The sequence below is a fragment of the Mycolicibacterium setense genome (assembly GCF_000805385.1).
In the GTDB taxonomy this organism is placed as follows: Bacteria; Actinomycetota; Actinomycetes; order Mycobacteriales; family Mycobacteriaceae; genus Mycobacterium; species Mycobacterium setense.
This window is the reverse complement of record NZ_JTJW01000005.1, coordinates 796982-821518: the sequence shown is the minus strand read 5'-3', so window position 1 is coordinate 821518 and position 24537 is coordinate 796982. Positions and strand designations below refer to the sequence as shown.

At 66.5% G+C, this 24537-nt stretch carries 22 protein-coding genes; 14 read left to right on the top strand and 8 right to left on the bottom strand.

Translation table 11 applies throughout. The features are described from left to right. Positions 1 to 70: 70 nt before the first annotated feature. The 11 genes from nuoE to QQ25_RS10210 all read left to right on the top strand — a co-directional run bounded on the left by nuoE (position 71) and on the right by QQ25_RS10210 (position 13293). Positions 71 to 802, top strand: coding sequence for an NADH-quinone oxidoreductase subunit NuoE (gene nuoE / locus QQ25_RS10260; RefSeq protein ID WP_101906208.1), 732 nt, complete (start codon positions 71 to 73; stop codon positions 800 to 802). Continuing rightward, the gene (gene nuoF / locus QQ25_RS10255; RefSeq protein ID WP_039317807.1) at positions 799 to 2115 is read left to right on the top strand and encodes an NADH-quinone oxidoreductase subunit NuoF; all 1317 of its coding nucleotides are present in this window, start codon (positions 799 to 801) and stop codon (positions 2113 to 2115) included. The genes nuoE and nuoF overlap by 4 nt, the downstream gene beginning before the upstream one ends. A gap of 32 nt (positions 2116 to 2147) precedes the next feature. After that, positions 2148 to 4550: an NADH-quinone oxidoreductase subunit G gene (locus tag QQ25_RS10250; RefSeq protein ID WP_039378498.1), complete on the top strand. Its 2403-nt coding sequence runs from the start codon at positions 2148 to 2150 to the stop codon at positions 4548 to 4550. After that, entirely contained in the window at positions 4547 to 5770 is a 1224-nt protein-coding gene (gene nuoH / locus QQ25_RS10245) for an NADH-quinone oxidoreductase subunit NuoH (RefSeq protein WP_039378497.1), read from the top strand. The genes QQ25_RS10250 and nuoH overlap by 4 nt, the downstream gene beginning before the upstream one ends. Beyond that, entirely contained in the window at positions 5763 to 6296 is a 534-nt protein-coding gene (nuoI, locus tag QQ25_RS10240) for an NADH-quinone oxidoreductase subunit NuoI (protein WP_039378494.1), read from the top strand. The genes nuoH and nuoI overlap by 8 nt, the downstream gene beginning before the upstream one ends. A gap of 11 nt (positions 6297 to 6307) precedes the next feature. Next, a complete protein-coding gene (locus QQ25_RS10235) occupies positions 6308 to 7081 on the top strand; it encodes an NADH-quinone oxidoreductase subunit J (protein WP_039318575.1) in 774 nt (257 codons plus the stop codon). Then, a complete protein-coding gene (nuoK, locus tag QQ25_RS10230; protein ID WP_039317796.1) occupies positions 7082 to 7381 on the top strand; it encodes an NADH-quinone oxidoreductase subunit NuoK in 300 nt (99 codons plus the stop codon). A gap of 7 nt (positions 7382 to 7388) precedes the next feature. After that, positions 7389 to 9281, top strand: a complete 1893-nt coding sequence (gene nuoL, locus QQ25_RS10225) for an NADH-quinone oxidoreductase subunit L (RefSeq protein WP_039378493.1) — start codon at positions 7389 to 7391, stop codon at positions 9279 to 9281. Then, positions 9275 to 10870 (top strand): NADH-quinone oxidoreductase subunit M, encoded by a 1596-nt coding sequence (locus QQ25_RS10220; RefSeq protein WP_039378491.1) that lies wholly within the window; start codon positions 9275 to 9277, stop codon positions 10868 to 10870. The genes nuoL and QQ25_RS10220 overlap by 7 nt, the downstream gene beginning before the upstream one ends. A gap of 2 nt (positions 10871 to 10872) precedes the next feature. After that, entirely contained in the window at positions 10873 to 12438 is a 1566-nt protein-coding gene (gene nuoN, locus QQ25_RS10215) for an NADH-quinone oxidoreductase subunit NuoN (RefSeq protein WP_039378490.1), read from the top strand. 87 nt (positions 12439 to 12525) lie between these two features. Continuing rightward, on the top strand, positions 12526 to 13293 hold the full coding sequence (locus QQ25_RS10210; protein WP_039378489.1) for an enoyl-CoA hydratase: 768 nt from the start codon (positions 12526 to 12528) through the stop codon (positions 13291 to 13293). Here QQ25_RS10210 and QQ25_RS10205 read toward each other — a convergent pair. The 5 genes from QQ25_RS10205 to QQ25_RS10185 form a co-directional block, all read right to left on the bottom strand. Continuing rightward, a complete protein-coding gene (locus tag QQ25_RS10205) occupies positions 13290 to 14336 on the bottom strand; it encodes a zinc-dependent alcohol dehydrogenase family protein (RefSeq protein ID WP_039378486.1) in 1047 nt (348 codons plus the stop codon). The genes QQ25_RS10210 and QQ25_RS10205 overlap by 4 nt on opposite strands. 30 nt (positions 14337 to 14366) lie before the next feature. Beyond that, positions 14367 to 15041, bottom strand: coding sequence for a PIG-L deacetylase family protein (locus QQ25_RS10200; protein WP_039318574.1), 675 nt, complete (start codon positions 15039 to 15041; stop codon positions 14367 to 14369). Between the two features lie 49 nt (positions 15042 to 15090). Beyond that, a complete protein-coding gene (locus QQ25_RS10195; protein WP_039378484.1) occupies positions 15091 to 16446 on the bottom strand; it encodes an LLM class flavin-dependent oxidoreductase in 1356 nt (451 codons plus the stop codon). Beyond that, the gene (locus QQ25_RS10190) at positions 16443 to 17735 is read right to left on the bottom strand and encodes an MFS transporter (RefSeq protein ID WP_162627833.1); all 1293 of its coding nucleotides are present in this window, start codon (positions 17733 to 17735) and stop codon (positions 16443 to 16445) included. The genes QQ25_RS10195 and QQ25_RS10190 overlap by 4 nt, the downstream gene beginning before the upstream one ends. Positions 17736 to 17831: 96 nt before the next feature. Continuing rightward, a complete protein-coding gene (locus tag QQ25_RS10185) occupies positions 17832 to 18440 on the bottom strand; it encodes a TetR/AcrR family transcriptional regulator (protein WP_039317774.1) in 609 nt (202 codons plus the stop codon). Positions 18441 to 18485: 45 nt separating this feature from the next. Here QQ25_RS10185 and QQ25_RS10180 point away from each other — a divergent pair, with 45 nt between their 5' ends. Continuing rightward, entirely contained in the window at positions 18486 to 19670 is a 1185-nt protein-coding gene (locus QQ25_RS10180) for a phosphotransferase family protein (protein WP_039317772.1), read from the top strand. After that, positions 19671 to 20786: an Rv3169 family protein gene (locus QQ25_RS10175; RefSeq protein WP_039378481.1), complete on the top strand. Its 1116-nt coding sequence runs from the start codon at positions 19671 to 19673 to the stop codon at positions 20784 to 20786. Positions 20787 to 20811: 25 nt separating this feature from the next. On the opposite strand, the gene QQ25_RS10170 is transcribed toward QQ25_RS10175, so the two are convergent. Then, positions 20812 to 21177 carry a DUF4345 family protein gene (locus QQ25_RS10170; protein WP_234711885.1) on the bottom strand — a complete coding sequence of 122 codons (366 nt, stop codon included), beginning with the start codon at positions 21175 to 21177 and terminating at the stop codon, positions 20812 to 20814. A gap of 18 nt (positions 21178 to 21195) precedes the next feature. On the opposite strand from QQ25_RS10170, the gene QQ25_RS10165 reads away from it, so the two are divergent. Next, positions 21196 to 21963, top strand: coding sequence for an AraC family transcriptional regulator (locus tag QQ25_RS10165; RefSeq protein ID WP_039378478.1), 768 nt, complete (start codon positions 21196 to 21198; stop codon positions 21961 to 21963). 28 nt (positions 21964 to 21991) lie between these two features. On the opposite strand, the gene QQ25_RS10160 is transcribed toward QQ25_RS10165, so the two are convergent. Both QQ25_RS10160 and QQ25_RS10155 read right to left on the bottom strand, forming a co-directional pair. After that, positions 21992 to 23485 (bottom strand): flavin-containing monooxygenase, encoded by a 1494-nt coding sequence (locus QQ25_RS10160; protein WP_039317760.1) that lies wholly within the window; start codon positions 23483 to 23485, stop codon positions 21992 to 21994. 41 nt (positions 23486 to 23526) lie between these two features. Then, entirely contained in the window at positions 23527 to 24519 is a 993-nt protein-coding gene (locus QQ25_RS10155; protein WP_039378695.1) for a TIGR03617 family F420-dependent LLM class oxidoreductase, read from the bottom strand. Positions 24520 to 24537 lie beyond the last annotated feature (18 nt).

Sequence of the window (24537 nt, the reverse complement as noted above, 5' to 3'; positions counted from 1 at the left end):
GCACAGATGAGCGCTTGCGCGAAGAGGAGACGGCACGGATGAGCGCTTGCGCGAAGAGGAGACGGCACGGATGACGGAAGTATTCCTCGAGCTGGGGCAGCGCCCCGATGAAGCGGGCCCGCCGATCAACGGGCCCGTGGCGTATCCGGAGGAGGTGACGGCCCGGCTCCTCGCGGACGCCGAGCAGATCACCGCCCGCTATCCCGACGCCCGCTCGGCCCTGCTGCCGCTACTGCATCTCGTGCAGGCCGAGGACGGTTGCCTCACCCCCGCCGGAATCGGTTTCTGCGCTGCGTTGTTGGGCCTGACCGAAGCCGAGGTCACCGCGGTGGCCACGTTCTACTCGATGTACCGGCGCACCCCGACCGGCGACTACCTCGTCGGCGTGTGCACCAACACGTTGTGCGCGATCATGGGCGGCGACGCGATCTTGGAAGCACTGCAGGACCATCTGGGTATCCACGCCGGGCAGACCACTACCGACGGCCAGGTCACCCTGGAGCACATCGAGTGCAATGCGGCATGCGATTACGCGCCCGTGCTGATGGTCAACTGGGAGTTCTACGACAACCAGACTCCTTCGTCGGCCCGGGATCTGGTGGACGGACTTCGCAGCGGGACACCCCCGGCCCCGACCCGAGGGGCCCCACTGTGCACATTCCGCGACACGGCCCGCACGTTGGCCGGCCTGACCGATCCGCACACCCCCGGCGGCGCGCCAGGGCCAGCCACCCTCGCCGGGTTGCGCGAGGCCCGCAATCGCGGAATGTCCACCCCCGATACGGCAGGTCCGATCGCATGACGCCGCTCACCCCGGTATTGAGCCGGTTCTGGGACGAACCGGAACCGTGGACGTTGGACACCTACCGCCGCCACGACGGATACCGCGGGTTGCAACGCGCCTTGGCGATGGAGCCGGACGAGGTCATCGCGCTGGTCAAGGATTCGGGGCTGCGCGGACGCGGCGGAGCCGGTTTCCCCACCGGGACCAAATGGTCGTTCATCCCACAAGGTGACGACGGCGCCGGGGCAAAGCCGCACTATCTCGTGGTCAACGCCGACGAGTCGGAACCCGGTACCTGCAAGGACATTCCGCTGATGCTGACCACGCCGCATTTCCTGGTCGAGGGTGTGATCATCGCGGCCTACGCGATCCGGGCGCGCCACGCCTTCATCTATGTCCGCGGCGAAGTGGTGCCGGTGTTGCGGCGTCTGCAGGCCGCCGTCGCCGAAGCCTACGCGGCCGGATATCTGGGCACCGACATCCTCGGCTCGGGATTCGACCTGGAACTGATTGTGCACGCCGGGGCGGGTGCCTACATCTGCGGCGAGGAAACCGCACTGCTGGACTCCCTGGAGGGCCGGCGTGGCCAACCACGTTTGCGTCCACCGTTTCCCGCGGTCGCGGGCCTGTACGCCTGCCCGACTGTAGTCAACAACGTCGAATCCATCGCCAGTGTCCCGCCGATCCTGGTCAACGGAGTGGACTGGTTCCGGTCGATGGGGTCCGAGAAATCCCCTGGATTCACGCTGTATTCGCTGTCGGGCCACGTCGCAAGGCCGGGGCAGTACGAGGCGCCGCTGGGCATCACGCTGCGCGAGCTGCTCGGTTACGCCGGGGGGGTCCGCGACGGGCACACCCTGAAGTTCTGGACGCCGGGCGGTTCCTCGACTCCGCTGCTCACGTCCGAACACATCGACGTGCCACTGGATTACGAGGGCATGGCCTCCGTCGGGTCGATGCTCGGCACCAAGGCGCTGCAGATCTTCGACGAGACCACCTGTGTGGTGCGGGCGGTGCGGCGCTGGACCGAGTTCTACGCACATGAGTCCTGCGGCAAATGCACACCGTGCCGGGAGGGCACCTACTGGCTGGCCCAGATCTATGCCCGGCTGGAAACCGGTACCGGCACCCGGGCAGATATCGACAAGCTGCTCGACATCGCCGACAACATCTTCGGAAAATCGTTCTGCGCGTTGGGAGACGGTGCGGCCAGCCCGATCGTGTCCTCGATCAAGTATTTCCGTGACGAGTACGTGGCGCACCTCGATGGGGGCTGCCCGTTCGACCCCCATGCCTCGACGTTGATGGCGACCGAAGGGGCGGGTGCGTAGATGAGGTCCTTCGCCACGAGAAGGGGGCGTGCATGACGCTGGCCGAGCCGACCAAGGACACCCCAGCGGTGGAGATGGTGTCGCTGACCATCGACGGTGAGCAGATCAGTGTTCCCAAGGGCACGTTGGTGATCCGCGCCGCCGAGCTGATGGGTGTCCAGATCCCGCGCTTCTGCGACCACCCGCTGCTCGATCCGGTCGGGGCCTGCAGACAATGCCTCGTCGAAGTCGAGGGCCAGCGCAAGCCGATGGCCTCGTGCACCACCACGGTGAGCCCGGACATGGTGGTGCACACCCAGTACAGCTCCGAGGCGGCGGACAAGGCACAGCGCGGCGTCATGGAACTGCTGCTGATCAACCATCCGCTGGATTGCCCGATCTGCGACAAGGGCGGCGAATGTCCGCTGCAGAATCAGGCGATGTCCAACGGGCGCCCGGAAACCCGGTTCGAGGATGTCAAGCGGACCTTCCCGAAGCCGATCAGCATCTCGGCACAGGTGCTGCTGGACCGCGAGCGCTGCGTCCTGTGTGCACGCTGCACCCGCTTCTCCGCGCAGATCGCCGGCGATCCGTTCATCGACCTGTTGGAACGCGGTGCACTCCAACAGGTGGGTATCGCTCCGGGCGAGCCGTTCCAGTCCTACTTCTCCGGCAACACGGTGCAGATCTGCCCGGTGGGTGCCCTCACCGGAACGGCATACCGGTTCCGGGCCCGGCCCTTCGATCTCGTCTCCAGCCCCAGCGTCTGTGAGCACTGCGCGTCGGGCTGCGCCCAGCGCACCGACCACAGGCGCGGAAAAGTGCTGCGCCGCTTGGCCGGCGACGACCCAGAGGTCAACGAGGAGTGGAACTGCGACAAGGGCAGGTGGGCGTTCACCTATGCGACGGTCGGTGACCGGATCACCACGCCGCTGCTCCGTGAGGACGGTGCGTTGCGCCCTGCTTCGTGGTCGGAGGCGCTGACGGTCACCGGGGCGGAGCTGCTGTCCGCCGGCGCGAACACAGGTGTGCTGGTAGGTGGGCGCTGCACCGTGCAAGACGCTTATGCCTACTCGAAGTTCGCTCGAATGGTGCTGGGCACCAACGATATCGACTTCCGCGCCCGCGCCCACTCCGTCGAGGAAGCGGACTTCCTCGCGGCACGTATCGCAGGTCAACCCATGACATTGCGTTACGCCGAACTGGAAAAGGCCCCGACCGTGCTGCTGGCCGGGCTGGAACCGGAAGAGGAATCCCCCATCGTCTTCCTGCGGCTGCGCAAGGCCGCCCGCAAGAACGGCCTGCAGGTGCTCGCGGTGGCGCCGTTCGCCAGCCGTGGACTGACCAAGATGGCGGGCACATTGATCCCGACGGTGCCAGGTGCCGAGGCTGCCGCGCTGGACGCGCTTCAGACCGATGAACGGCTGCGGCGCCCGGGCGCCGCGATCCTGGTCGGTGAACGCCTGGCCACCTCGCCAGGTGCCCTGTCGGCCGCACTGCGGCTCGCCTCGGTCACCGGCGCCCGGCTGGCCTGGATTCCCCGCCGGGCCGGCGAACGCGGGGCCGTGGAGGCCGGCGCCCTGCCGAACCTGCTTCCCGGCGGACGTCCCGTGGAGGACGCCGACGCCCGAGCCCAGACCGCCGCGGTGTGGAACACCTCCGATCTGCCCGACACCCCGGGCCGCGACACGAGCGCCATCCTGGCCGCGGCCGCCGACGGAATGCTCTCCGCGCTGATCGTCGGCGGTGTCGAGGTCACCGACCTGCCCGACCCGGCTGCCGCAGTGGCTGCGCTGCGGGCCACCCCGTTCGTGGTGAGCCTCGAACTGCGCGAGAGGGAGGTCACCGAACTGGCCGACGTGGTCTTCCCTGTCGCGCCGGTGGTGGAGAAGGGCGGCGCATACCTCAACTGGGAAGGCCGGATTCGCCCGTTCAAACCAGCATTGCAAACCAACGCGATCCCGGATCTACGCGTCCTGCACTACATTGCCGACGAGATCGGCATCGACCTCGGTCTTTCCGGACCCGACGCCGCCGACAGCGAACTGGCGCGGCTCGGCGCCTGGACGGGGCCGCGCGCCGCTGCGCCATCGACGGCGCCCGCACCGCCGGCCGCACCGGCCGCCGGACAGGCCGTGCTGGCCAGCTGGCGCCTGCTGCTGGACGCCGGCCGTCTGCAGGACGGCGAACCACACCTGGCCGGCACCGCCGTCAGCCCCGTGGTACGCCTGTCTCCGGCTACCGCAACGGAAATCGGAGCCACAGCGGGAGAGCCGGTCACCGTGAGCACCGAGCGCGGATCGGTCACCTTGCCGCTGGCGGTCACCGAGATGGCCGATCGGGTGGTGTGGCTGCCCGCGAACTCCCCGGGCTCGTCGATCCATCGCCAACTCGGGGCGACGGCCGGTGCCCTGGTTTCGATCACGCCGGCCGCGATCGGGCGGGCCGACTCATGACCTATCCCGACCCCACCCTGTTCGGTCATGACCCGTGGTGGCTGATCTTGGCCAAAGCCCTCGGGGTGTTCGTCTTCCTGCTGTTGACGGTGCTGGCGGCGATCCTGATCGAACGTAAGGTGCTGGGCCGCATGCAGATGCGGCCCGGACCCAACCGGGTCGGCCCATGGGGTCTGCTGCAGTCGTTGGCCGACGGCGTGAAACTCGCCCTCAAGGAAGGCCTCACCCCGGCCGGCATAGACAGGCCCATTTACCTTCTGGCGCCCATCATCTCGGTGATCCCGGCGTTCATGGCCTTCGCGGTGATCCCGATGGGCGGCGAGGTCTCGGTGTTCGGTCACCGCACCGCACTGCAATTGACCGACCTGCCCGTGGCGGTGCTCTACATCCTGGCTGTCACCTCGATCGGGGTGTACGGCATCGTGTTGGCCGGCTGGGCATCCGGATCCACCTACCCGCTGCTGGGCGGCCTGCGCTCCAGCGCCCAGGTGATCTCGTACGAGATCGCGATGGCCTTGTCGTTCGCTGCGGTGTTCCTCTACGCCGGCACCATGTCCACCTCAGGCATCGTCGCGGCGCAGGATCGCACCTGGTATGTCTTCCTGCTGCTGCCCTCGTTCATCGTCTACGTGACCTCGATGGTCGGCGAAACCAACCGGGCGCCTTTCGATCTGCCCGAGGCCGAGGGTGAGCTGGTCGGCGGATTCCACACCGAGTACTCGTCACTGAAGTTCGCGATGTTCATGCTCGCCGAGTACGTCAACATGACCACCGTCTCCGCGCTGGCCACCACCATGTTCCTCGGCGGCTGGCATGCGCCGTTCCCGTTCAACCTCATCGACGGTGCCAACAGCGGCTGGTGGCCGCTGCTGTGGTTCACCGCCAAGGTGTGGACGTTCATGTTCATGTACTTCTGGCTGCGGGCCACCCTCCCCCGGCTCCGCTACGACCAGTTCATGGCATTGGGCTGGAAAGTGCTCATCCCGGTGTCGCTGGTGTGGATCATGGTCGTCGCGATCACCCACAGCCTGCGCGAGCAGGGCTACCACAACTGGGCCACCGGTTTGGTGACCGCCGCGGTCGCGGTCGTGGCGGTACTGGCCGCCGCGCTGTGGAAATCCATGCGAGGCAGAACCGTTCAGCCGATCCCGGAGCAGAGTGTCGGCGCCTATCCGGTGCCCCCACTGCCGAACGTCAGCAAGGAGGCTCTCGATGTCTAAGAAGCCCAAGTTTCTCGACGCCCTGGCCGGGTTCGGGGTCACCTTCAGCTCGATGTTCAAAAAGACACTCACCGAACAATATCCGGAGAAGCCCGGCCCCGTCGCACCGCGCTATCACGGCCGGCACCAACTCAATCGCTACCCCGACGGCCTCGAGAAGTGCATCGGGTGCGAACTGTGCGCCTGGGCCTGCCCCGCCGACGCCATCTTCGTCGAAGGCGCCGACAACACCGAGGCACAACGCTTCTCGCCGGGTGAGCGCTACGGCCGGGTGTACCAGATCAACTACCTGCGCTGCATCGGCTGCGGACTGTGCATCGAGGCCTGCCCGACTCGCGCCCTGACCATGACAAACGAATATGAGATGGCCGACGACAACCGGGCGGATCTGATCTGGGGCAAGGACAAATTGCTGGCCCCAATGCAACCCGGCATGCAGGCACCGCCGCACGACATGGCACCGGGCAGCACCGACGACGATTACTACCTGGGCCGGATCACACCGCTCACCGAGGACGTCCCGTGAGTCCGGAGGTCATGCTGCTCGCCGCTGAGCACACTTCGCGGCTCGCCGCGGGAAACACCGCCGCGCACACCTCGACATCCGAAGCCGTGTTGTTCTGGATCCTGGGGACCGTCGCGGTGCTCGGCGCCATCGGCGTGGTGGCCGCACCGAAGGCGGTGTACTCCGCGGTGTTCCTGGCCTGCACCATGATCTCGCTGGCGGTGCTCTACATCGCACAGGACGCCCTGTTCCTGGGCGTGGTACAGGTGGTGGTCTACACCGGAGCGGTGATGATGCTGTTCCTGTTCGTACTGATGCTGATCGGTGTCGACCTGTCCGAATCGTTCACCGAAACGCTACGCGGACAACGTCTTGCCGCGCTCGCCGCGGGCACCGGATTCGGCATCCTGCTGATCGCCGGGATCGGCAGCGTATCGGTGAACGGATTCACCGGGCTGGCACAGGCAAACAGCGGCGGCAACGTGGAAGGGCTCGCAGCGCTGATCTTCACCCGGTACCTGTGGGCGTTCGAACTTACCAGCACACTGCTGATCACTGCGGCGCTCGGTGCGATGGTGCTCGCACACCGGGAACGCTTCGAGCGCCGCAAAACTCAGCGTGAACTGGCCGTCGAACGGTTCCAGGCCGGTGGCCACCCCACCCCGATGCCGAACCCCGGCGTCTACGCCCGGCACAACGCCGTCGACGTCCCCGCACGGCTTCCCGATGGCTCCGATGCGGCGTCGTCGGTCAGCGCGATTCTTCCCCCACGCAGCATGAGTAACTCGGGCAGGGAGGTCGAGTGAATGAACCCCGATAACTACCTGTATCTGTCGGCGCTGTTGTTCACCATCGGCGCATCGGGAGTGCTGTTGCGCCGCAACGCGATCGTCATGTTCATGTGCGTCGAGCTCATGCTCAACGCCGCCAACTTGGCATTCGTGGCATTCTCCCGCATGCACGGTCAGCTCGATGGCCAGGTGGTGGCGTTCTTCACCATGGTGGTGGCCGCCTGCGAAGTGGTGATCGGCCTCGCCATCATCATGACGATCTTCCGTGCCCGCCATTCGGCCTCGGTCGACGACGCCAGCCTGCTGAAGCACTAAGGGCAACATGACGCTAACTGATTGGCTCCCGGTCTGGCTCGTGATCGCCCTCCCCGCCGCCGGCGCAGCGGTGCTGTTGTTGAGCGGCAGACGCTCCGACCGGTGGGGACACCTGCTGGGTTGCGCGACCGCTCTGGCCGCCTTCGTCGTCGGGGCCGTGCTGTTCGCCCAGATGCTGGGCCGCGACGGGGAGCACCGCGCAATCGGTGAATCCCTGTTCTCCTGGGTTCCGGTGGCCGGTCTACAGGTGGATTTCGGGCTGCAACTCGACCAGCTGTCGATGTGCTTCGTTCTGCTGATCACCGGCGTGGGCTCGCTGATCCACATCTACTCGATCGGGTACATGGCGCACGATCCTGATAGGCGACGGTTTTTCGCGTATCTGAACCTTTTCCTGGCTGCCATGCTGCTGCTCGTGCTCGCCGACAACTACCTGGGCTTGTACGCCGGGTGGGAAGGCGTGGGCCTGGCCTCGTATCTGCTGATCGGGTTCTGGTCGCACAAACCCTCGGCCGCCGCGGCTGCCAAGAAAGCGTTCGTCGTCAACCGGGTCGGTGACATGGGTCTGGCCATCGCGTTGATGATCATGTTCGCCGCCATCGGGTCGGTTTCGTTCGCCGGAGTCTTTTCCGCCGCACCGGCATTGAGCGAGGCCACGCTGACTGCGATGGGTCTGCTGCTCCTACTGGGCGCGTGCGGCAAATCAGCCCAGGTGCCGCTGCAGTCCTGGCTCGGGGACGCGATGGAGGGCCCGACCCCGGTGTCGGCGCTGATCCATGCCGCCACCATGGTCACCGCCGGTGTCTACCTGATCGTGCGGTCCGGGCCGATCTTCGATCTGGCCCCCGGCGCGCAGACGGGCGTGGTGATCGTCGGCGCCGTCACACTGCTGTTCGGTGCGATCATCGGCTGCGCCAAGGACGACATCAAGAAAGCGCTTGCCGCGTCGACCATGTCGCAGATCGGCTACATGGTGCTCGCGGCAGGCCTCGGCCCCGCCGGATATGCGTTCGCGATCATGCACCTGCTGACCCACGGCTTCTTCAAGGCCGGGCTGTTCCTCGGCGCCGGGTCGGTGATGCACGCGATGGACGACGAGGTGAACATGCGCCGCTACGGCGGCCTGCGCAAGGTCCTGCCGGTCACGTTCGCCACATTCGGGCTCGGATATCTCGCGATCATCGGAGTACCTCCACTGGCCGGCTTCTTCTCTAAAGACAGCATCATCGAGGCCGCACTGGGCGCCGGCGGAGTGCGCGGCGTGATCCTCGGCGGCGCGGCGATTCTCGGCGCCGGAATCACCGCGTTCTATATGACGCGCGTGATGCTGATGACGTTCTTCGGTGAGAAGCGTTGGGATGAAACGACACATCCGCACGAGGCTCCTGCCGTGATGACCTGGCCGATGATCCTGCTGGCGGTCGGTTCGGTGGTCTCCGGTGGGGCGCTGGCCATCGGCGGCACGCTGTCACACTGGCTCGAGCCGGTGGTCGGCGCCCACGAGGCGCACCACGCGATCCCGGCATGGGTGGTCACGGTGGTGGTCCTCACCGTCGTCGCCATCGGCATCGCGATCGCCTACCGCATGTATGCACAGCAAGCGGTGCCGGCCGAGGTGCCCGACGGGTCGGCACTGACGGTGGCCGCCCGCAGAGACCTCTACGGCGACGCGTTCAACGAGGCGGTGTTCATGCGAGGGGGACAGACGCTGACCGCGGCTCTGGTGGTCGTCGACGACAAGGTGGTCGACGGCACCGCCGGCGGGTTGGCCGCGCTGGTGAGCCGAACTTCGGATGGGTTGCGCCAGTTGCAGACCGGCTTCGCCCGGTCCTATGCGCTGTCCATGCTCGGCGGGGCGGCTCTGGTGGTGGCGACGATTCTGGCGGTGCGACTGTGGTGAGCTCATTTCCGTGGCTGACGGCGTTGTGGGCTGTCCCGACGGTGGGAGCCGCCGTGGTGATGCTGCTCCCGGCCGCGCAACGGACGCTGGCGAAATGGCTGGCACTGGCGATCTCGTTGGCTGCGCTTGGGCTGGCAGGGGCGATCGCCGTCGGCTTCGAGCCAGCCGGCGAGCAGTTTCAGTTCGTCGAATCGCACCGCTGGATCCCGTCATTCGGGACGGGCTACATCCTCGGGGTCGACGGAATCGCCTTGGCCCTGGTGGTTCTCACCGCGGTGCTGCTGCCGCTGCTGATCGTCGCGGGCTGGAACGACGCCACCCATCAGACCGGGCTCGGCGGCCGGGGCGTGCAGGCCTACCTGGCCTTGACCCTGGCCGTGGAGGGCATGGTGTTCATGTCCCTGGTGGCGCTGGACATCCTGCTGTTCTACGTGTTCTTCGAAGCCATGCTGATCCCGATGTACTTCTTGATCGGCGGGTATGGAAGAGACCGTGGTGAGTCCTCCAAGGCGGCGGTAAAGTTCCTGCTGTACAACCTGTTCGGCGGTCTGGTCATGCTCGCCGCGGTGATCGGCCTGTACGTGGTCACCGCCGGCAGCGACGCGTTCCCGTCCGGGACGTTCGATTTCCGCGCGATCGTCGCCGCGGCCTCCTCCGGCGAGTTCGTGATCAACCCAGCGGTGGCCAACCTGCTGTTCCTGGGCTTCATGTTCGCGTTCGCCGTCAAGGCCCCACTGTGGCCATTCCACCGTTGGCTGCCCGATGCGGCGGTGCAGGCCACGCCGGCCAGTGCGGTGCTGATGATGGCGATCATGGACAAGGTTGGCACGTTCGGCATGCTGCGCTACTGCCTGCCGCTGTTCCCAGACGCATCAACGTATTTCCGGCCGCTGGTGATCACCCTCGCGGTGATCGGCATCGCCTACGGTGCCGTGCTGGCGATCGGGCAGACCGACGTGATGCGATTGATCGCCTACACCTCGATATCGCACTTCGGTTTCATCATTCTGGGTATTTTCGTGATGACCAGCCAGGGCCAGGCCGGGTCGACGCTGTACATGGTCAATCACGGCATCTCCACGGCTGCCCTGTTCCTGATCGCCGGATTCCTGGTGACGCGACGCGGTTCCCGGTTGATCGACGCCTACGGCGGCGTGCAGAAGGTGGCTCCGGTTCTCGCCGGTACGTTCCTGGTGGCCGGCCTGGCGACGTTGTCGTTGCCGGGTCTGGCGCCCTTCATCAGCGAATTCCTGGTTCTCATCGGCACATTCACGCGCTACCCGGTGGTCGCGGTGTTCGCCGCCACCGCCTTGGTGCTGTCGGCGGTGTACATCTTGTGGATGTATCAGCGGATGATGACAGGTCCGGTCCGCGACGATCTGGTCGACGGCGAGCACAAGGTGCGTGACCTGGTGCCGCGAGAACTCGTGGTGGTGGCACCTCTGATCGCGCTGCTGCTGGTGTTGGGCATCTATCCCAAACCCGCACTGGACGTGATCAATCCGGCCGTGCAACACACCCTGACCACCATCGGACAGACCGATCCGGCACCGAGCGCACCACCGACCATCGCCGAGGGGGGCCGCTGATCATGGTGACGCCGAGCATCGAGTACGCCCTGCTCTCCCCCATGCTGATCGTGTTCGGGGTGGCGGTGGCCGGTGTGCTGGTCGAGGCCTTCCTGCCCCGGCCGGCGCGTTACGGGGTGCAGGTCACTCTCGCGCTGGGCGGGCTGGTGGCCTCCGTGGTGGCGGTCGTGCTGCTGGCCCGGGACCTGCACGGCACGCCCGGCCGACCCGCGGTGTTGGGCTCTGTGGTGCTCGATGCCCCCGCGCTGTTCCTGCAGGGCACCATCGCCCTCGTCGGCATTCTGGGCATCCTGCTCATCGCCGAACGCCAGTCCGCGACCGAAACTTCCGGTGGTCCACGCGGTCTGGACGGCTTCACACCTCAGGCGTCGGCGGTGCCGGGAAGTGTGGCCGAGCAGCTGGCCACGAAGACCGGTGTGATGCAGACCGAGGTCTTCCCGCTGACCATGTTCGCCATCGGCGGCATGCTGCTGTTCCCGGCCGCCGACGATCTGCTGACCATGTTCATCGCGCTGGAAGTGCTCTCGCTACCGCTGTATCTGCTCTGCGGGCTGGCCCGTCGCCGGCGGTTGCTGTCGCAGGAAGCATCCTTGAAGTACTTTCTGCTGGGCGCGTTCTCGTCGGCGTTCTTCCTGTACGGCGCAGCGATGCTGTACGGCTATGCCGGCACCCTGGACCTCAACGGGATCGCCAACGCCGTCGTCACCAAGGAGCCCAACATCCCGCTGGCACTGATCGGAATCGCCCTGTTGCTGGTCGGGGTGCTGTTCAAAGTCGGTGCCGTGCCGTTCCATTCGTGGATCCCGGATGTGTACCAGGGCGCGCCCACTGCGATCACCGCGTTCATGGCGGCGGCCACCAAGATCGCCGCGTTCGGCGCGATGCTGCGCATCTTCTACGTCGCGCTGCCGCAGTTGCGTGACGATTGGCGGCCGGTCCTGTGGGCCATCGCGATCCTGACCATGGTGGTCGGCACCATCACCGCCGTCACCCAGACCGACGTCAAACGCATGCTGGCCTACTCCGCGGTGGCACATTCGGGGTTCATCCTCACCGGTGTGATCGCCGCGAATCCGGCCGGGGTGTCCTCGACGCTGTTCTACCTGTTCGCGTACGGATTCAGCACGCTGGGCGCGTTCGCGGTCGTCGGCCTGGTGCGAAACGCTTCCGGTGAGGAGGCCACCGCGATGGCCCAGTGGGCCGGCCTGGGCAGACGGTATCCGATTGTCGGCGTGGTGTTTTCGCTGTTCCTGCTGGCGTTCGCCGGGATTCCGCTGACCAGCGGATTCGTCAGCAAGTTCGCGGTGTTCAAGGCTGCGGGTGAGGGCGGCGCGATCCCGCTGGTGGTCGTCGGCGTCGTCGCCAGTGCGGTCGCGGCCTACTTCTACGTGCGGGTGATCGTGCTGATGTTCTTCACCGACCCACCCGAGGACGCCCCCGAGGTCGTCGTCCCCAGCGGGTTGTCCACCGCCGTCATCACCGTCACCGCGGCCATCACCTTCGCGCTCGGCGCGCTGCCGCAGCCGTTGCTGGATCTGGCCAACAACGCCGAGACCTTCCTGCGCTGACGATTTCCCACGAGCAGACGGAGAATCGCATTACCAAGTGCAGTTTCATGCGATTCTGTGTCTGCTCGCGCAGGCTAGATTGATCCCATGACGACCGTCCTCATCGCCGACCACGGCGCGGTTCGCGTGCTCACCCTCAATCGCCCGCAGTCGCGCAATGCGCTGGGTCGTGAGCTGATCGAGGAACTCTACGGAGCGCTGGACGGCGCCGATGCCGACGAGGCGGTGCGCGCCATAGTCCTGACCGGCGCCGATCCGGCCTTCTGCGCGGGTGTCGACCTCAAAGAGGCGCAGTCGCTGGGAATGGGATATTTCGAGAAATTTCAGTCGCACAACTGCATCACCAAGACGGGCGAACTCCGCACGCCGATCATCGGGGCGATCAACGGTGCGACGTTCACCGGCGGGCTGGAGATGGCGCTGGGCTGCGACTTCCTGATCGCCTCCGAGCGCGCGGTGTTCGCCGACACCCACGCCCGCGTCGGCATCCTGCCCGGCGGCGGGATGACAGCACGGCTGCCCCACGTGGTCGGCGCCGCGATGGCACGCAGGCTGTCGATGACCGGCGAAGTCATCGACGCCGCCCACGCCGAACGCCTGGGCCTGGTCACCGAAGTGGTCGCACATGAACGCCTGTTGGGCCGGGCGCTGGAACTGGCCGGGCACATCGCCGAAGTGCCCGGCCCGATCATGTCCGGGCTCAAGGAGATCTACACCCGAGGAAGCGAGCCGGTCATCGGTCCGGCGCTGGCCGCCGAGCAGGCGATCGCCGGCGCGCAGACGCGCGACCTCGACGGACTCGGTGACCGTTATCGCGCTGTGGCTCAACGGAACCGAGGCCAGATCGACGGTTAGCCGTTCTGGCTGGGCTCGATGATCGTCATCCCAGATCCGGCGGGCACATCCATGGCGGCCAACGCCGCGCCGGCGTCGTCCAGCCCCACTCGCCGGGTGACCAACAGCTCCGGCTGCAGCGCACCGGAAGCGACGAGGCCGAGCATCGCCGGATAGTCGACGGCCGGCATGCCGTGCGACCCCAGGATCGAAAGTTCCTGTGCGATCACCCGGTCCATCGGGAAGGCGGTCTGCGCCGCGTCGCCGAGCAGAAGACCCGCTTGGATGTGCCGGCCGCGACGACGCAGCGAACAGATCGAAGCCACTGCCACGGACGGATGCCCGATGGCATCGACCCCGATGTGTACGCCGCCACTGGTGCGATCGATCACTTCGGTTGCGACATCGGCGCTCTCGGTACCGTTGATGATCTCATCGGCCCCAAGTCGAGCGGCCGCCGCCAACGCATCGGCGCTCACGTCGACCGCAACAACCTTGGCGCCGAACGCTTTTGCGGTCATCACCGCCGACAGTCCGACTCCGCCGCAACCATGGACCGCCACCCATTGCCCCGGCTGCACGGCGCCGTGGGTGACAACGGCGCGGAAGGACGTCGCGAACCGGCACCCCAAGGACGCCGCCGCGACGAACGAGACGTTATCGGGAAGCCGGACGAGGTTCGCCTCAGCTCGTGGCACCGCGACCCGTTGTGCGAACGATCCCGGCAAAGTGAAGCCAGGCTGCAACTGATCGGGACACACCTGGGCGTCACCGGCCAGGCAGAATTCGCAGCGCCCGCAGCCCAGCACGAAGGGGGCCGTCACGCGGTCGCCCACCTGCCAGCCCGATACTCCGGCACCGACGGCCACGATGGTGCCGGCGAACTCATGCCCGGGGATGATCGGCAACTCGACCGGATCGTGACCCCGCCAGGCGTGCCAGTCGGACCGGCACACACCGGTGGCCGCAACCTCGACCACCACTCCCTCGTCGGGACACGCGGGGTCGGGCACCTCGGCCACGGCGGGCAACACGCCGACCTCGGAATACATCACAGCACGCACAGTTGCGATGGTAGGCCGACGGCCCCCGGATCAGCGATGCCGCTTCAGGATGAAGCCGACGGTTCGCTCGCCGAAGTCCGGCAGTGCCGGGGTCGACATCTCCACCTGCTTGCGGGCCTGCTCGAGGACGGGCGTGTCCGGATCGAGCACCGTGAGATAAACCTCATGAGCGGCAAGGGAATTCACCGCGATCTCGGTGTAGCCGTCGACCACCTCGCAGTGCGTGGGCTCCGGTCCGTTCTCGAAGAGCCACGTCGGTGGGTCGTCGAGGCTGTCGTAAGCCGCGGCAACGGCGTGGGCGAACTCGATGTGATCGCGTTGGTTGGGCGCGCCGGGCGCCCAGCTCGGCCCGCTGTACAGCGTGATGACGACGTCAGGCCCCAGCGCCTCGATGGTCTCGGCGATCTTCGCCCGCAGCTCCGGGGTGTCGCGGATGTTGCTGTCCGGAAACTCCCAGAACTCCACGTCGTCGACTCCGACGATGGCGGCCGATCGTCGCTGCTCGCCTTCCCGCAGCGGCCCGGCCTCCTCCGGTGGCATACCGGCGATACCGACCTCGCCCCGCGACGCCAGCGCGTAGTGCACGGCCTTGCCCGCGGAGGTCCACTTCGCCACCGCCGCGCCGACCCCGTATTCGGGGTCATCCGGGTGAGCGACCAGAACGAGCGCGGTCTGCCAGTCGGTGGGAAACGGTTGCAGCGCCATGGCTGGATCCTGCGCGTTCATCACACCAGTGTCGAACCTGAACGGCAGTTCATGTCAACCGAAAGGCCGCACCCGGATGCTCAGGAGCCAGTAACGGCCCGGCGCCGCCGAGCCGCTCGCGGAGGGTGACCGGCTCGCTGTGGTCGGGCACCCGGCCACGTCGACGCAGCTCGGGCACGACGAGGCGGGCGAAATCGACAAAGGTGCCCGGCGTCGTGACGTAGGCCAGGTTGAATCCGTCGACACCGGCCTCATCGACCCACCGCTCGAGTTCGTCGGCAACCTCGGTCGGTGAGCCCACCACCACCGGACCACGGCCGCCCAGACCCACCTCGTGAGCCAGCTCGCCCGCCGTCCAGTTGCGGTCCGACGTGGTAAACGACGCCAGCGCAGAACGATTGGCTTCGGTCTGGACATACCTCAGGGGTTCGTCTGCCCCGAGCTCGGCCAGATCAACCCCGGTCCAGCCACCGAACAGTGCCAACGCACCCTCCGTACTGACAAACTGCCGATACTCGTGCAGCTTGGCGACAGCCAACTCATGAGTCTCGGCGACGATCGGCGTGAGCATCGTAAACACCTTGATGGCCTGAGGATCTCGTCCGTGGTCAGCCGCGGCGGCGCGCAGCGCCTTGACCGGCTTGGCCACGATCTCCGGCGTCGGGCCCGACACGAACACCGCCTCAGCATGAGCCGCGGCGAACCGGACTCCTCGCGGCGAAGCGCCTGCCTGAAACAGCATCGGGGTGCGTTGCGGGGACGGTTCACACAGGAACGGCCCTGGCACGCTGAAGTACTGGCCCTTGTGTTCGATGTCATGCACTTTCGCCGGATCGGTGAACACGCCTCGCTCCCGATCACGGACGACGGCGTCGGGCTCCCACGACGCCTCCCACAGCTTGTAACAGACCTCGAGGTATTCCTCGGCGATCTCGTAGCGCTCGTCGTGCGGGATCTGGCTGCCCAGCCCCAGGTTGCGGGCGGCACTGTCGAGGTAGGAGGTGACGATGTTCCACGCCACCCGGCCATCGGTCAGATGGTCCAGCGTCGAGAGCCGGCGGGCCAGCGCATAGGGCTGCTCATAGGTCAACGACACCGTGACACCGAATCCCAGGGTCTCGGTGACCGCCGCCATGGCCGACACTGCCAAGGTCGGATCATTGACCGGTACCTGTGCGGCATCGGCCACCGCCGCATCTCGTGAACCGCCGTACACGTCGTAGACACCGAGCACGTCGGCGAGGAACAACGCGTCGAAGCCACCGGCCTCCAGGGTGCGGGCCAATTCGGTCCAGTATTTGAGTTCGCGGTAGCGGTAGCCCTGATCGTCGGGATGGCGCCACAAGCCCGCGGATTGGTGTCCCACGCAAGCCATGTCGAAGGCGTTGAGATAGATCCTGCTCATCGCTCATCCCCCATCTCGTCGCGATGGGTTTCCCGCGCGAAGTACGCCGCGGTGAAGGTGATGGCCGTCAGCACCGCGAAGTATCCGACGATCAGCCAGGGGCTACCACCACCGGCGACCAGCAGTGCCGCGGCGATCAACGGAGCGAAACCTCCCGAGAGCACCGCACCGATCTGGTAGCCCAACGACGCCCCGCTGTAGCGCACCCGGGTGTCGAACAGCTCCCCGAACCACGCGGCCTGTGGTCCGTACATGGCGTCGTGAGCGATGTTGACGCCGAACACAATCGACAACACGATGGCGACGTGCGATCCGGTGCCCGCCGCGACGAAGAACAGGATCAGCGCCAGCACGCCGGCCACCGCGCCGAACAGGTACGGAGGCCGCCTGCCGTAGCGGTCTGACACCATTGCCCACACCGGCGTACTGACCAGGCCGATGGCCGACGCGATGAGAACCGCCGTCAGGCCGACCTGGCTGCCCGCATTCGTCGAATCCTGAAGATATGTCAGTGAATACGTGGTCAGCAGGACGAACAGGGCGATCTGCGAGAACCGCAATCCGGTGGTGATCAACACATTGCGCGGCTGGGTACGCAGCACCTCCAGCACCGGCAACCGCGCCACCTCGCCGCGGTCTCTGATCTCGGTGAACACCTCCGCATCGGTGAGCCTCAGCCGGATCACCAGGCCGACGACGACCAGAACAGCACTGAGCAGGAATGGGATTCGCCAGCCGTAGGCGAGGAACGCATCGGGGCCGGTGACTGTTCTGGTCACGTAGAAGATCGCCGTCGACAGCAACATGCCGGCCGGTGAACCCAGTTGGGTGAAGCTGCCGAACAAACCTCGACGCCCTGGTGGCGCGTGCTCCACCGAAAGTAAAGCCGCACCGCCCCATTCGGCACCCACCGCCAGGCCTTGCAGCAACCTCAGGGTCACCAGCAACGCGGGTGCGATCAGCCCGACGTGGGCGTACGTCGGCAGGAGTCCGATCGCGAACGTGCTCAGACCCATACCCACCAGCGCGGCCACCAGAACGGTCTTGCGGCCCAGCCGATCTCCGTAGTGACCCGATATCAGGGCACCCAACGGCCGGGCCCCGAACCCCGCGGCATAGGTCGCGAACGAGGCCAGCGTGCCCGCCGTCGACGAGATGTTGGGGAAGAACAGGGGTTTGAAGACCAGGGCCGCGGCCGTGGCATACAGGTAGAAGTCGTACCACTCGATCGTGGTGCCGACCGCGCTGCCCAACGCGACGGTGCGCGCGCTCGGCTTGGCGGTGACCACTGAACGTGGATCGGTAACAGTCACGTGGCCGCAGGTTATGCGGGGTCGGAATCACCCGGAAGATTTGTCCTCAGCCTGACGCAAAGACGCCCGCCCTCACTTGGCGACGGTGGCTCCGTGCACCAGGATCGCCGCCGTCTGTGCGACCCACTCGTCGTCGAGTTCACGTTCGGGCCACAGCAGCATGCGCAGCATGGTCGAGCCGCCGATGAGCTCCACCAGGCGGTCGGGGTCGACATCCGGTTGGACCTCACCGCGGACGATGCCGTCGACGATCCGGGCGCGCACCGTGACGAAGGTCCCGGCGAACCGCTGCATCACCCGCGCGTTCAAGTCGGTGTCGGCGACGACGTCGGCGACCAGTCCGGGAAGCGCCGCGCGCATCACCGGACTGGTGAACACGTCGCGGGCGGCACCGATCATCGCCCGGATATCTGCGGCGATGTCACCGGCCGGCGCCGTCAGTGCGGTCGCGGCGGCGGGGAACACCGCCTCGTGCACCAGCTCCGCTTTGCTCGACCACCGCCGGTACAGCGCGGTTTTCGTGGTCTGTGCCCGCTCTGCGACCGCCGCCATGGTCAGGTTCGCATAGCCGATTTCGACAAGCAGGTCCGTGGTCGCCTGCAATATGGCAGCGTCGATGCGCGGGTCGCGGGGACGTCCTGCTCCGGCGGTCTTGCCAAGTGGTGATGGCTCTGCTTTCATAACGCTACTAACAGTATCGTAATTGTGGCCGTAAGGAACAGTTGAATGGCAAACGAGGCCGTGGACGCTCCTGTGGAGAATGTCGACCACCTGCAACGCTCCAGCCGTGACGTCACCACCCTGCCATCGGTGCTGTCGAAATGGCTGTCCACCGTGATGCCGGGCGGCATCGCCCCGGAGATCACCGTGGAAAGCGGAGTCGACTCCAACGGAATGTCGTCCGAGACGATCATGCTGACCGGCCGCTGGGAAGAAGACGGCGAGCCCAAAGAGCAGAAGTGGGTGGCCCGCGTCGCCCCCACCCAGGACGACGTCCCGGTGTTCTCCTCCTACCGGCTCGATCACCAATTCGAGGTGATGCGGCAGGTCGGCGAACTCACCGATGTGCCGGTCCCCGACGTGCGCTGGATCGACGCCACCGGCGAGGTGCTGGGCACCCCCTTCTTCCTGATGGACCGCGTCGACGGCCAGGTGCCGCCGGACGTCATGCCATACACCTTCGGTGACAACTGGTTCGCCGATGCCCCCGCCGCACGCCGCCGCGAGTTGCAGGACAGCACCGTGGCCGTGCTGGCGAAACTGCACGCGATCCCCGATGCCGCAGAACGATTCGCGTTCCTGTCCGAGGTCGATCCGCCGGGCGATACACCGCTGAGCCGCCGCTTCGGCTGGCTCAAGGACTGGTACGAGTTCTCGGTACCCGACATCGGCCGCTCACCGCTGGTCGAGCAGGCGCTGCAATGGCTCGAGGACAACTTCCCCACGGATGTGGCCGCCTCGGAAAGCGTTCTGACCTGGGGCGATTCCCGCATCGGAAACGTGCTCTACGACGACTTCCGCCCGGCCGCCGTCCTCGACTGGGAAATGGCCACCATCGGCCCACGCGAACTGGACGTTTCCTGGATCATCTTTGCGCACATGGTGTTTCAGGAACTGTCCGGCATGGCCGGGCTGCCGGGCCTGCCCGATGTGATGCGCGAAGAGGATGTCCGGGCCACCTATCGCGAGTTGACCGGGGTCGAGCTCGGCGATCTGCGGTGGTTCTACATCTACTCAGGCGTCATCTGGTGCTGCGTGTTCATGCGCACCGGTGCTCGGCGCGTGCATTTCGGCGAGGCGGAGAAGCCCGACAACGTAGAGACCATGTTCTACCATGCGCCGTTGCTGCGGCGCCTCATTGAGATCCCGGAGGGCAGGAGCGAAGCGACCCGGGGAAAGGAAGGAGCGTAAATGCTCGGCCCGATGGACGAATTCCCGGTACATCAAACCCCACAACCGATCGCCTGGCCCGGATCGTCGGACCGGAACTTCTACGACCGTTCGTATTTCAACGCCCACGACCGCACCGGCGACGTCTTCGTCATCACCGGTCTCGGCTACTACCCCAATCTCGGGGTGAAGGACGCCTACTTCCTGGTGCGACGTGGAAATGAACAGACGGCCGTGCACCTGTCCGACGCGATCGATCAGGACCGGCTCAACCAGCACGTCGGCGGCTACCGCGTCGAAGTGCCCGAGCCACTGCACAAGGTGCGCATCGTGCTGGAGGAAACCGAGGGCATCGCCGCGGATCTCACCTGGAACGGCCTGTTCGATGTCGTCCAGGAACAGCCGCACCTGATGCGTCAGGGCAATCGGGTCACCCTCGACGCCCAGCGCTTCGCCCAATTGGGTTCCTGGAGCGGCCATCTGGAGATCGACGGCCAGCGTATCGACGTCGACCCAGAGACCTGGATCGGCTCGCGCGACCGGTCCTGGGGTATCCGGCCGATCGGCGAGGCCGAACCCGCCGGGCGTCCCGCCGACCCGCCGTTCGAAGGCATGTGGTGGCTGTACGTACCGATGGCCTTCGACGACTTCGCGCTGGTCCTCATCATCCAGGAGGAGCCCAACGGGTTCCGCTCGCTGAACGACTGCACGCGGGTCTGGAAAGACGGCCGCGTCGAGCAGCTCGGCTGGCCGCGGATCAAGATCCACTACCGCTCGGGCACCCGCATCCCGACGGGCGCCACCATCGAGGCCACCGCGCTCGACGGCACCCCGGTCCGGTTCGACGTGGAATCCAAACTGCCCGTGCCGATTCACGTCGGCGGCGGCTACGGCGGCGACGTCGACTGGATCCACGGCGTGTGGAAGGGCGAGAAGTTCACCGAACGGCGGACCTACGACATGACCGACCCGGCCGTCGTCGGCCGGACCGCATTCGGCGTGATCGACCACGTCGGGCGGGCGGTGTGCACCGAGGGCGATGGTGCGCCGGTGGAAGGCTGGGGCCTGTTCGAGCACGGTGCGCTAGGGCGTCACGATCCCTCGGGCTTCGCCGACTGGCTCACGGTCGCCCCCTAGGCACTCCCCTGCGCGAGCCGGGAAATCAGGCGGCCAAGAGCAGCGCTGCCGCGCCGATCGCTTCGACCAAGGAGTAGAACCAGTTGGGGTAGAACGACGTCCTTTCGTCGAACACCGCCGAGACGGCGCGACCGACGGCCATTCCGGCCAGTGCCGCGCCGACCGTGATCAATATCCCGGTGCGCACCTCGGCCGGGGCCATGGCCGCATAGGCCAGCACCGCCGCCATGGCCAGACCGAAACCGCCATACACACCACGGACTTCCGCGCGGGCCGCAGCCGTTCTGAGGTCATAGTCGAACGGCCGCAGAATCGCGGCGGGAGCCGCCAGGGCGTACAAACCCATGCCGGCGAAGAACACGCCGACGACGGCGATCACAGCAACAGCCACGGTATCCTCCTGTTCACGTTGTCCGCACAGCATGCCCCCGACACCGTCGAGCCGCTTCCACAAACCTGCTGCCCGACGGTGTGGTTGTGGCCCGGGCAGGCGCTCTACGCCGGGCCGGGCCTCGGTCTCGAACCGCACTCCGGGTCGGTGTGGTGCTCAGTGGTCGGGGTCGACGGGCCGTTGTCAGTGGCTGTGGAGGGCCACACCGTCGTCGCACGCAGTGTGTTGGTCCCACCACGGCTCACCCATCACCTGTCGATGCAGGGCGCGATGGTGTCGTGCTATCTCGATCCCAGCTCGCAACGAAGCGCATCGTGCCGGCAGCAGTTCACCGAATTCCGGCACGGCATCGGTGTCGGCCACGCCGCCGAAGCCGAACTGACGGTGACGCCGCGCGACGACGCGGCCGCCCGGCGCTGGCTCGACCTGGCCGCCCCCGACACGGTTCACCGCATTGATCCACGGATCGAACTGGTGGCCAAGCAGATTCGCCAAGACCCGGCGGCAGCGGCGTCGGCGCGCGAGCTCGCGGCCGCCGCAGGCCTGTCGGAGTCTCGGTTCCTTCATCTGTTCCGGCGCGAGGCCGGCACCAGCCTGCGGCGCTACCGGATGTGGAGCAGGCTCGTGGCGGCGGGCACCGCCGTGGCGGCCGGTGAGAATCTGACCACGGCCGCCGCCGATGCCGGGTTCGCCAGCCCGTCACACCTGGCCGACCGGTTCAAGACCACGTTCGGATTGTCCGCCACACAGCTGCTTTCGACGGGTTTGCGCATCCGCACGCCGTGACGCGTACCGGCCCGCACACTCGCGGCGTTCAGGAGGCCACGTTCTCGACGGCCGGGGCACGGCCGAAGACCATCGACTCCTCGATGCGGTCGAAGCGGTGGTCGATGGCATCGAGCACATAATTGTGCCGAACGTGCCATGGCCGCTTGGTGCCCGACCGCGGCAACGCATGCTCTGAACGCTGGATGTAGCCGGCCTCCAGATCCCACGTCCGCTTCTCCGGCATCGGCGCCGCACCCTTGTGCGGATAGGCATGGGTGTACCCGTGAGCGCCCATGTAGGCCAACAGGTTCGCGAATGCCCGCGCGGTCATGTCCGCCCGCAATGTCCACGATGCGTTGGTGTAACCGATGCACCAGGCCAGGTTCGGGACATCCTCCAGCAGAAATTCCTTGTAGACGAACCTCTCGGTGGGCTTGACCTCGTGACCGTCGACCGCCAGCCTGATCCCGCCGAGCGCCTGAAGTTGCAAGCCGGTCGCGGTGACGATCACGTCGGCATCCACCCGCGCACCGGATTTCAGCACGATGCCGGTCGCGTCGACGTGGTCGATGTGATCGGTGATGACGTCCACTTGGCCGTGGCTGATGTGCTGGAACAGGTCTCGGTCGAGCACCAGGCACAAACGCTGGTCCCACGGGTTGTACCGCGGCTTGAAGTGCACGTCGACGGGGTAGCCCTCGGGTAATGCGGCGATCGTCCGGTTGCGGATCAGCCACCGCCCGAACTTGGGCGCCTTCCGGAACACGAAGTACATCAGCACGTGGATCATCGCATTGCGGAACCGCACCACCTGATGAGAAACCCTGCGCGGCAGGATCTTCCGGATGGCTTGAACCATCGGATCGATGCGCGGCATCGACATCATGTAGGTGGGCGAGCGCTGCAGCATCGTCACATGGGAGGCCTGCTCGGCCAACGCGGGCACCAGGCTGATCGCCGTGGCACCGCTGCCGATCACCACGACGCGCTTGCCGGAGTAGTCCAGCGACTCGGGCCAGAACTGCGGGTGGACCACGTCGCCGCCGAAGCTCTCGATACCGGGGAATTCCGGGGTGTAGGGCTCGTCGTAGTTGTAGTACCCCGTGCCGCAGAACAGGTACCGGCACCGGTAGGTCCCGGGCCGGCCGTCCTGTTCGGTCTGCACGGTCCAGGTGTCGGTGCCCGAATCCCAATCCGCCGACAGCACATGGGTGTTGAACCGGATGTGGCGGTCAATGCCGTGTGCCCGAGCGGTCTCGGTCAGGTAGTCGCGGATGTCGTCGCCGTCAGCCACGTTCTCCGGCCTGGTCCACGGTTGGTACGGGAAGCTCAGCGTGAAGATGTCGCTGTCCGAGCGGATCCCGGGATAACGGAACAGGTCCCAGGTACCACCGATCCGCTCCCGGCGTTCCAGGACGGTGTAGGTCAGCCCGGGGCTCTTCTCATGTACGCGGTAGGCCGCCCCCAACCCTGAGATGCCGGCCCCGATGATCAGTACATCCGAATAGTCCGGATCCGCAGCCCGACGAGCGTCGTCCATGGCGAACCTCCTTTGGTCCCGCTCAGTACCACCCTATGTGCTCAGTCGCGCAGCGCGTCAACGATCTGGGCAAGCGAATCCACCTCGATCGGACCCGGCTGGTACAGGCAGATCCGGTCGGACACGCCGGCCACGCGGTCCCGGATGTGGGCGGCGATGTCGGCGGGGCTGCCGCAGGCCGCGATGGTGTGCAGCACATCGTCGTCGATCAGCGAACCCATCTCCTGCCAGCGGCCCTGTTTGGACAGCGCATTGAGCTCGGGCTGCAAATCGCCCCAGCCGTGCACATCCAGCACCGGCCGGTAGGCCGGGGTGGAACCGTAGAAGGCGAGCAGGCGTCGCGCCGCGTCGTGATTCGGGTCCTTCTCGGATGCGGCCGACACGATGATCTCCGGGACGATCGCCAACTCCGCCTCGTCGCGTCCCGCGGCGGTCAGCCCCTCGCGCACCGCGGGCAGCGTGGCCTCCTGCAGGAACCGTTTGGACCCGAACGGCATGACCAGCAGGCCGTCCGCGAACTGTGCGGTGGCCCGGGTGAGCCGCGGCCCCAGCGCGCCCACATAGATCGGCGGTGGACCGTACGGGTTGTCCCGCGGCGTGAACGTGGGCGTCATCAACGTGTGCCGGTAATACTCGCCCCTGAAATTCAAGGAGTTCAGTCCGTTGGGGTCATCCCACGCCGCGAAGATCGCCCGCAACGCGCCGAGCAACTCCGACATCCGTTCCACCGGGCGGTCGAACTCGGCGCCGAACCGCTTCTCGATCTGCGTACGGATCTGCGTGCCGAGCCCCAGGGTGAAGCGCCCACCGGACAGGATCTGGTGGTCGATGGCCTGGTGTGCGAGGTGAATCGGGTTGCGGGGAAAGGCGATTGCCACATTGGTCATCAGGTCGAGACCGCCGACCGTGGCGGCCAGCGTCAACGGGGTGAACACATCATGGGGACCCTCGAAGGTGAACACCCCACTGGCACCCGCCTCACGCAGGGCCCTGGCCCTCTCGATGGCATCTTGCGGGCCGAACAACGCTGTCATGACCTTCACGCGTGAGAG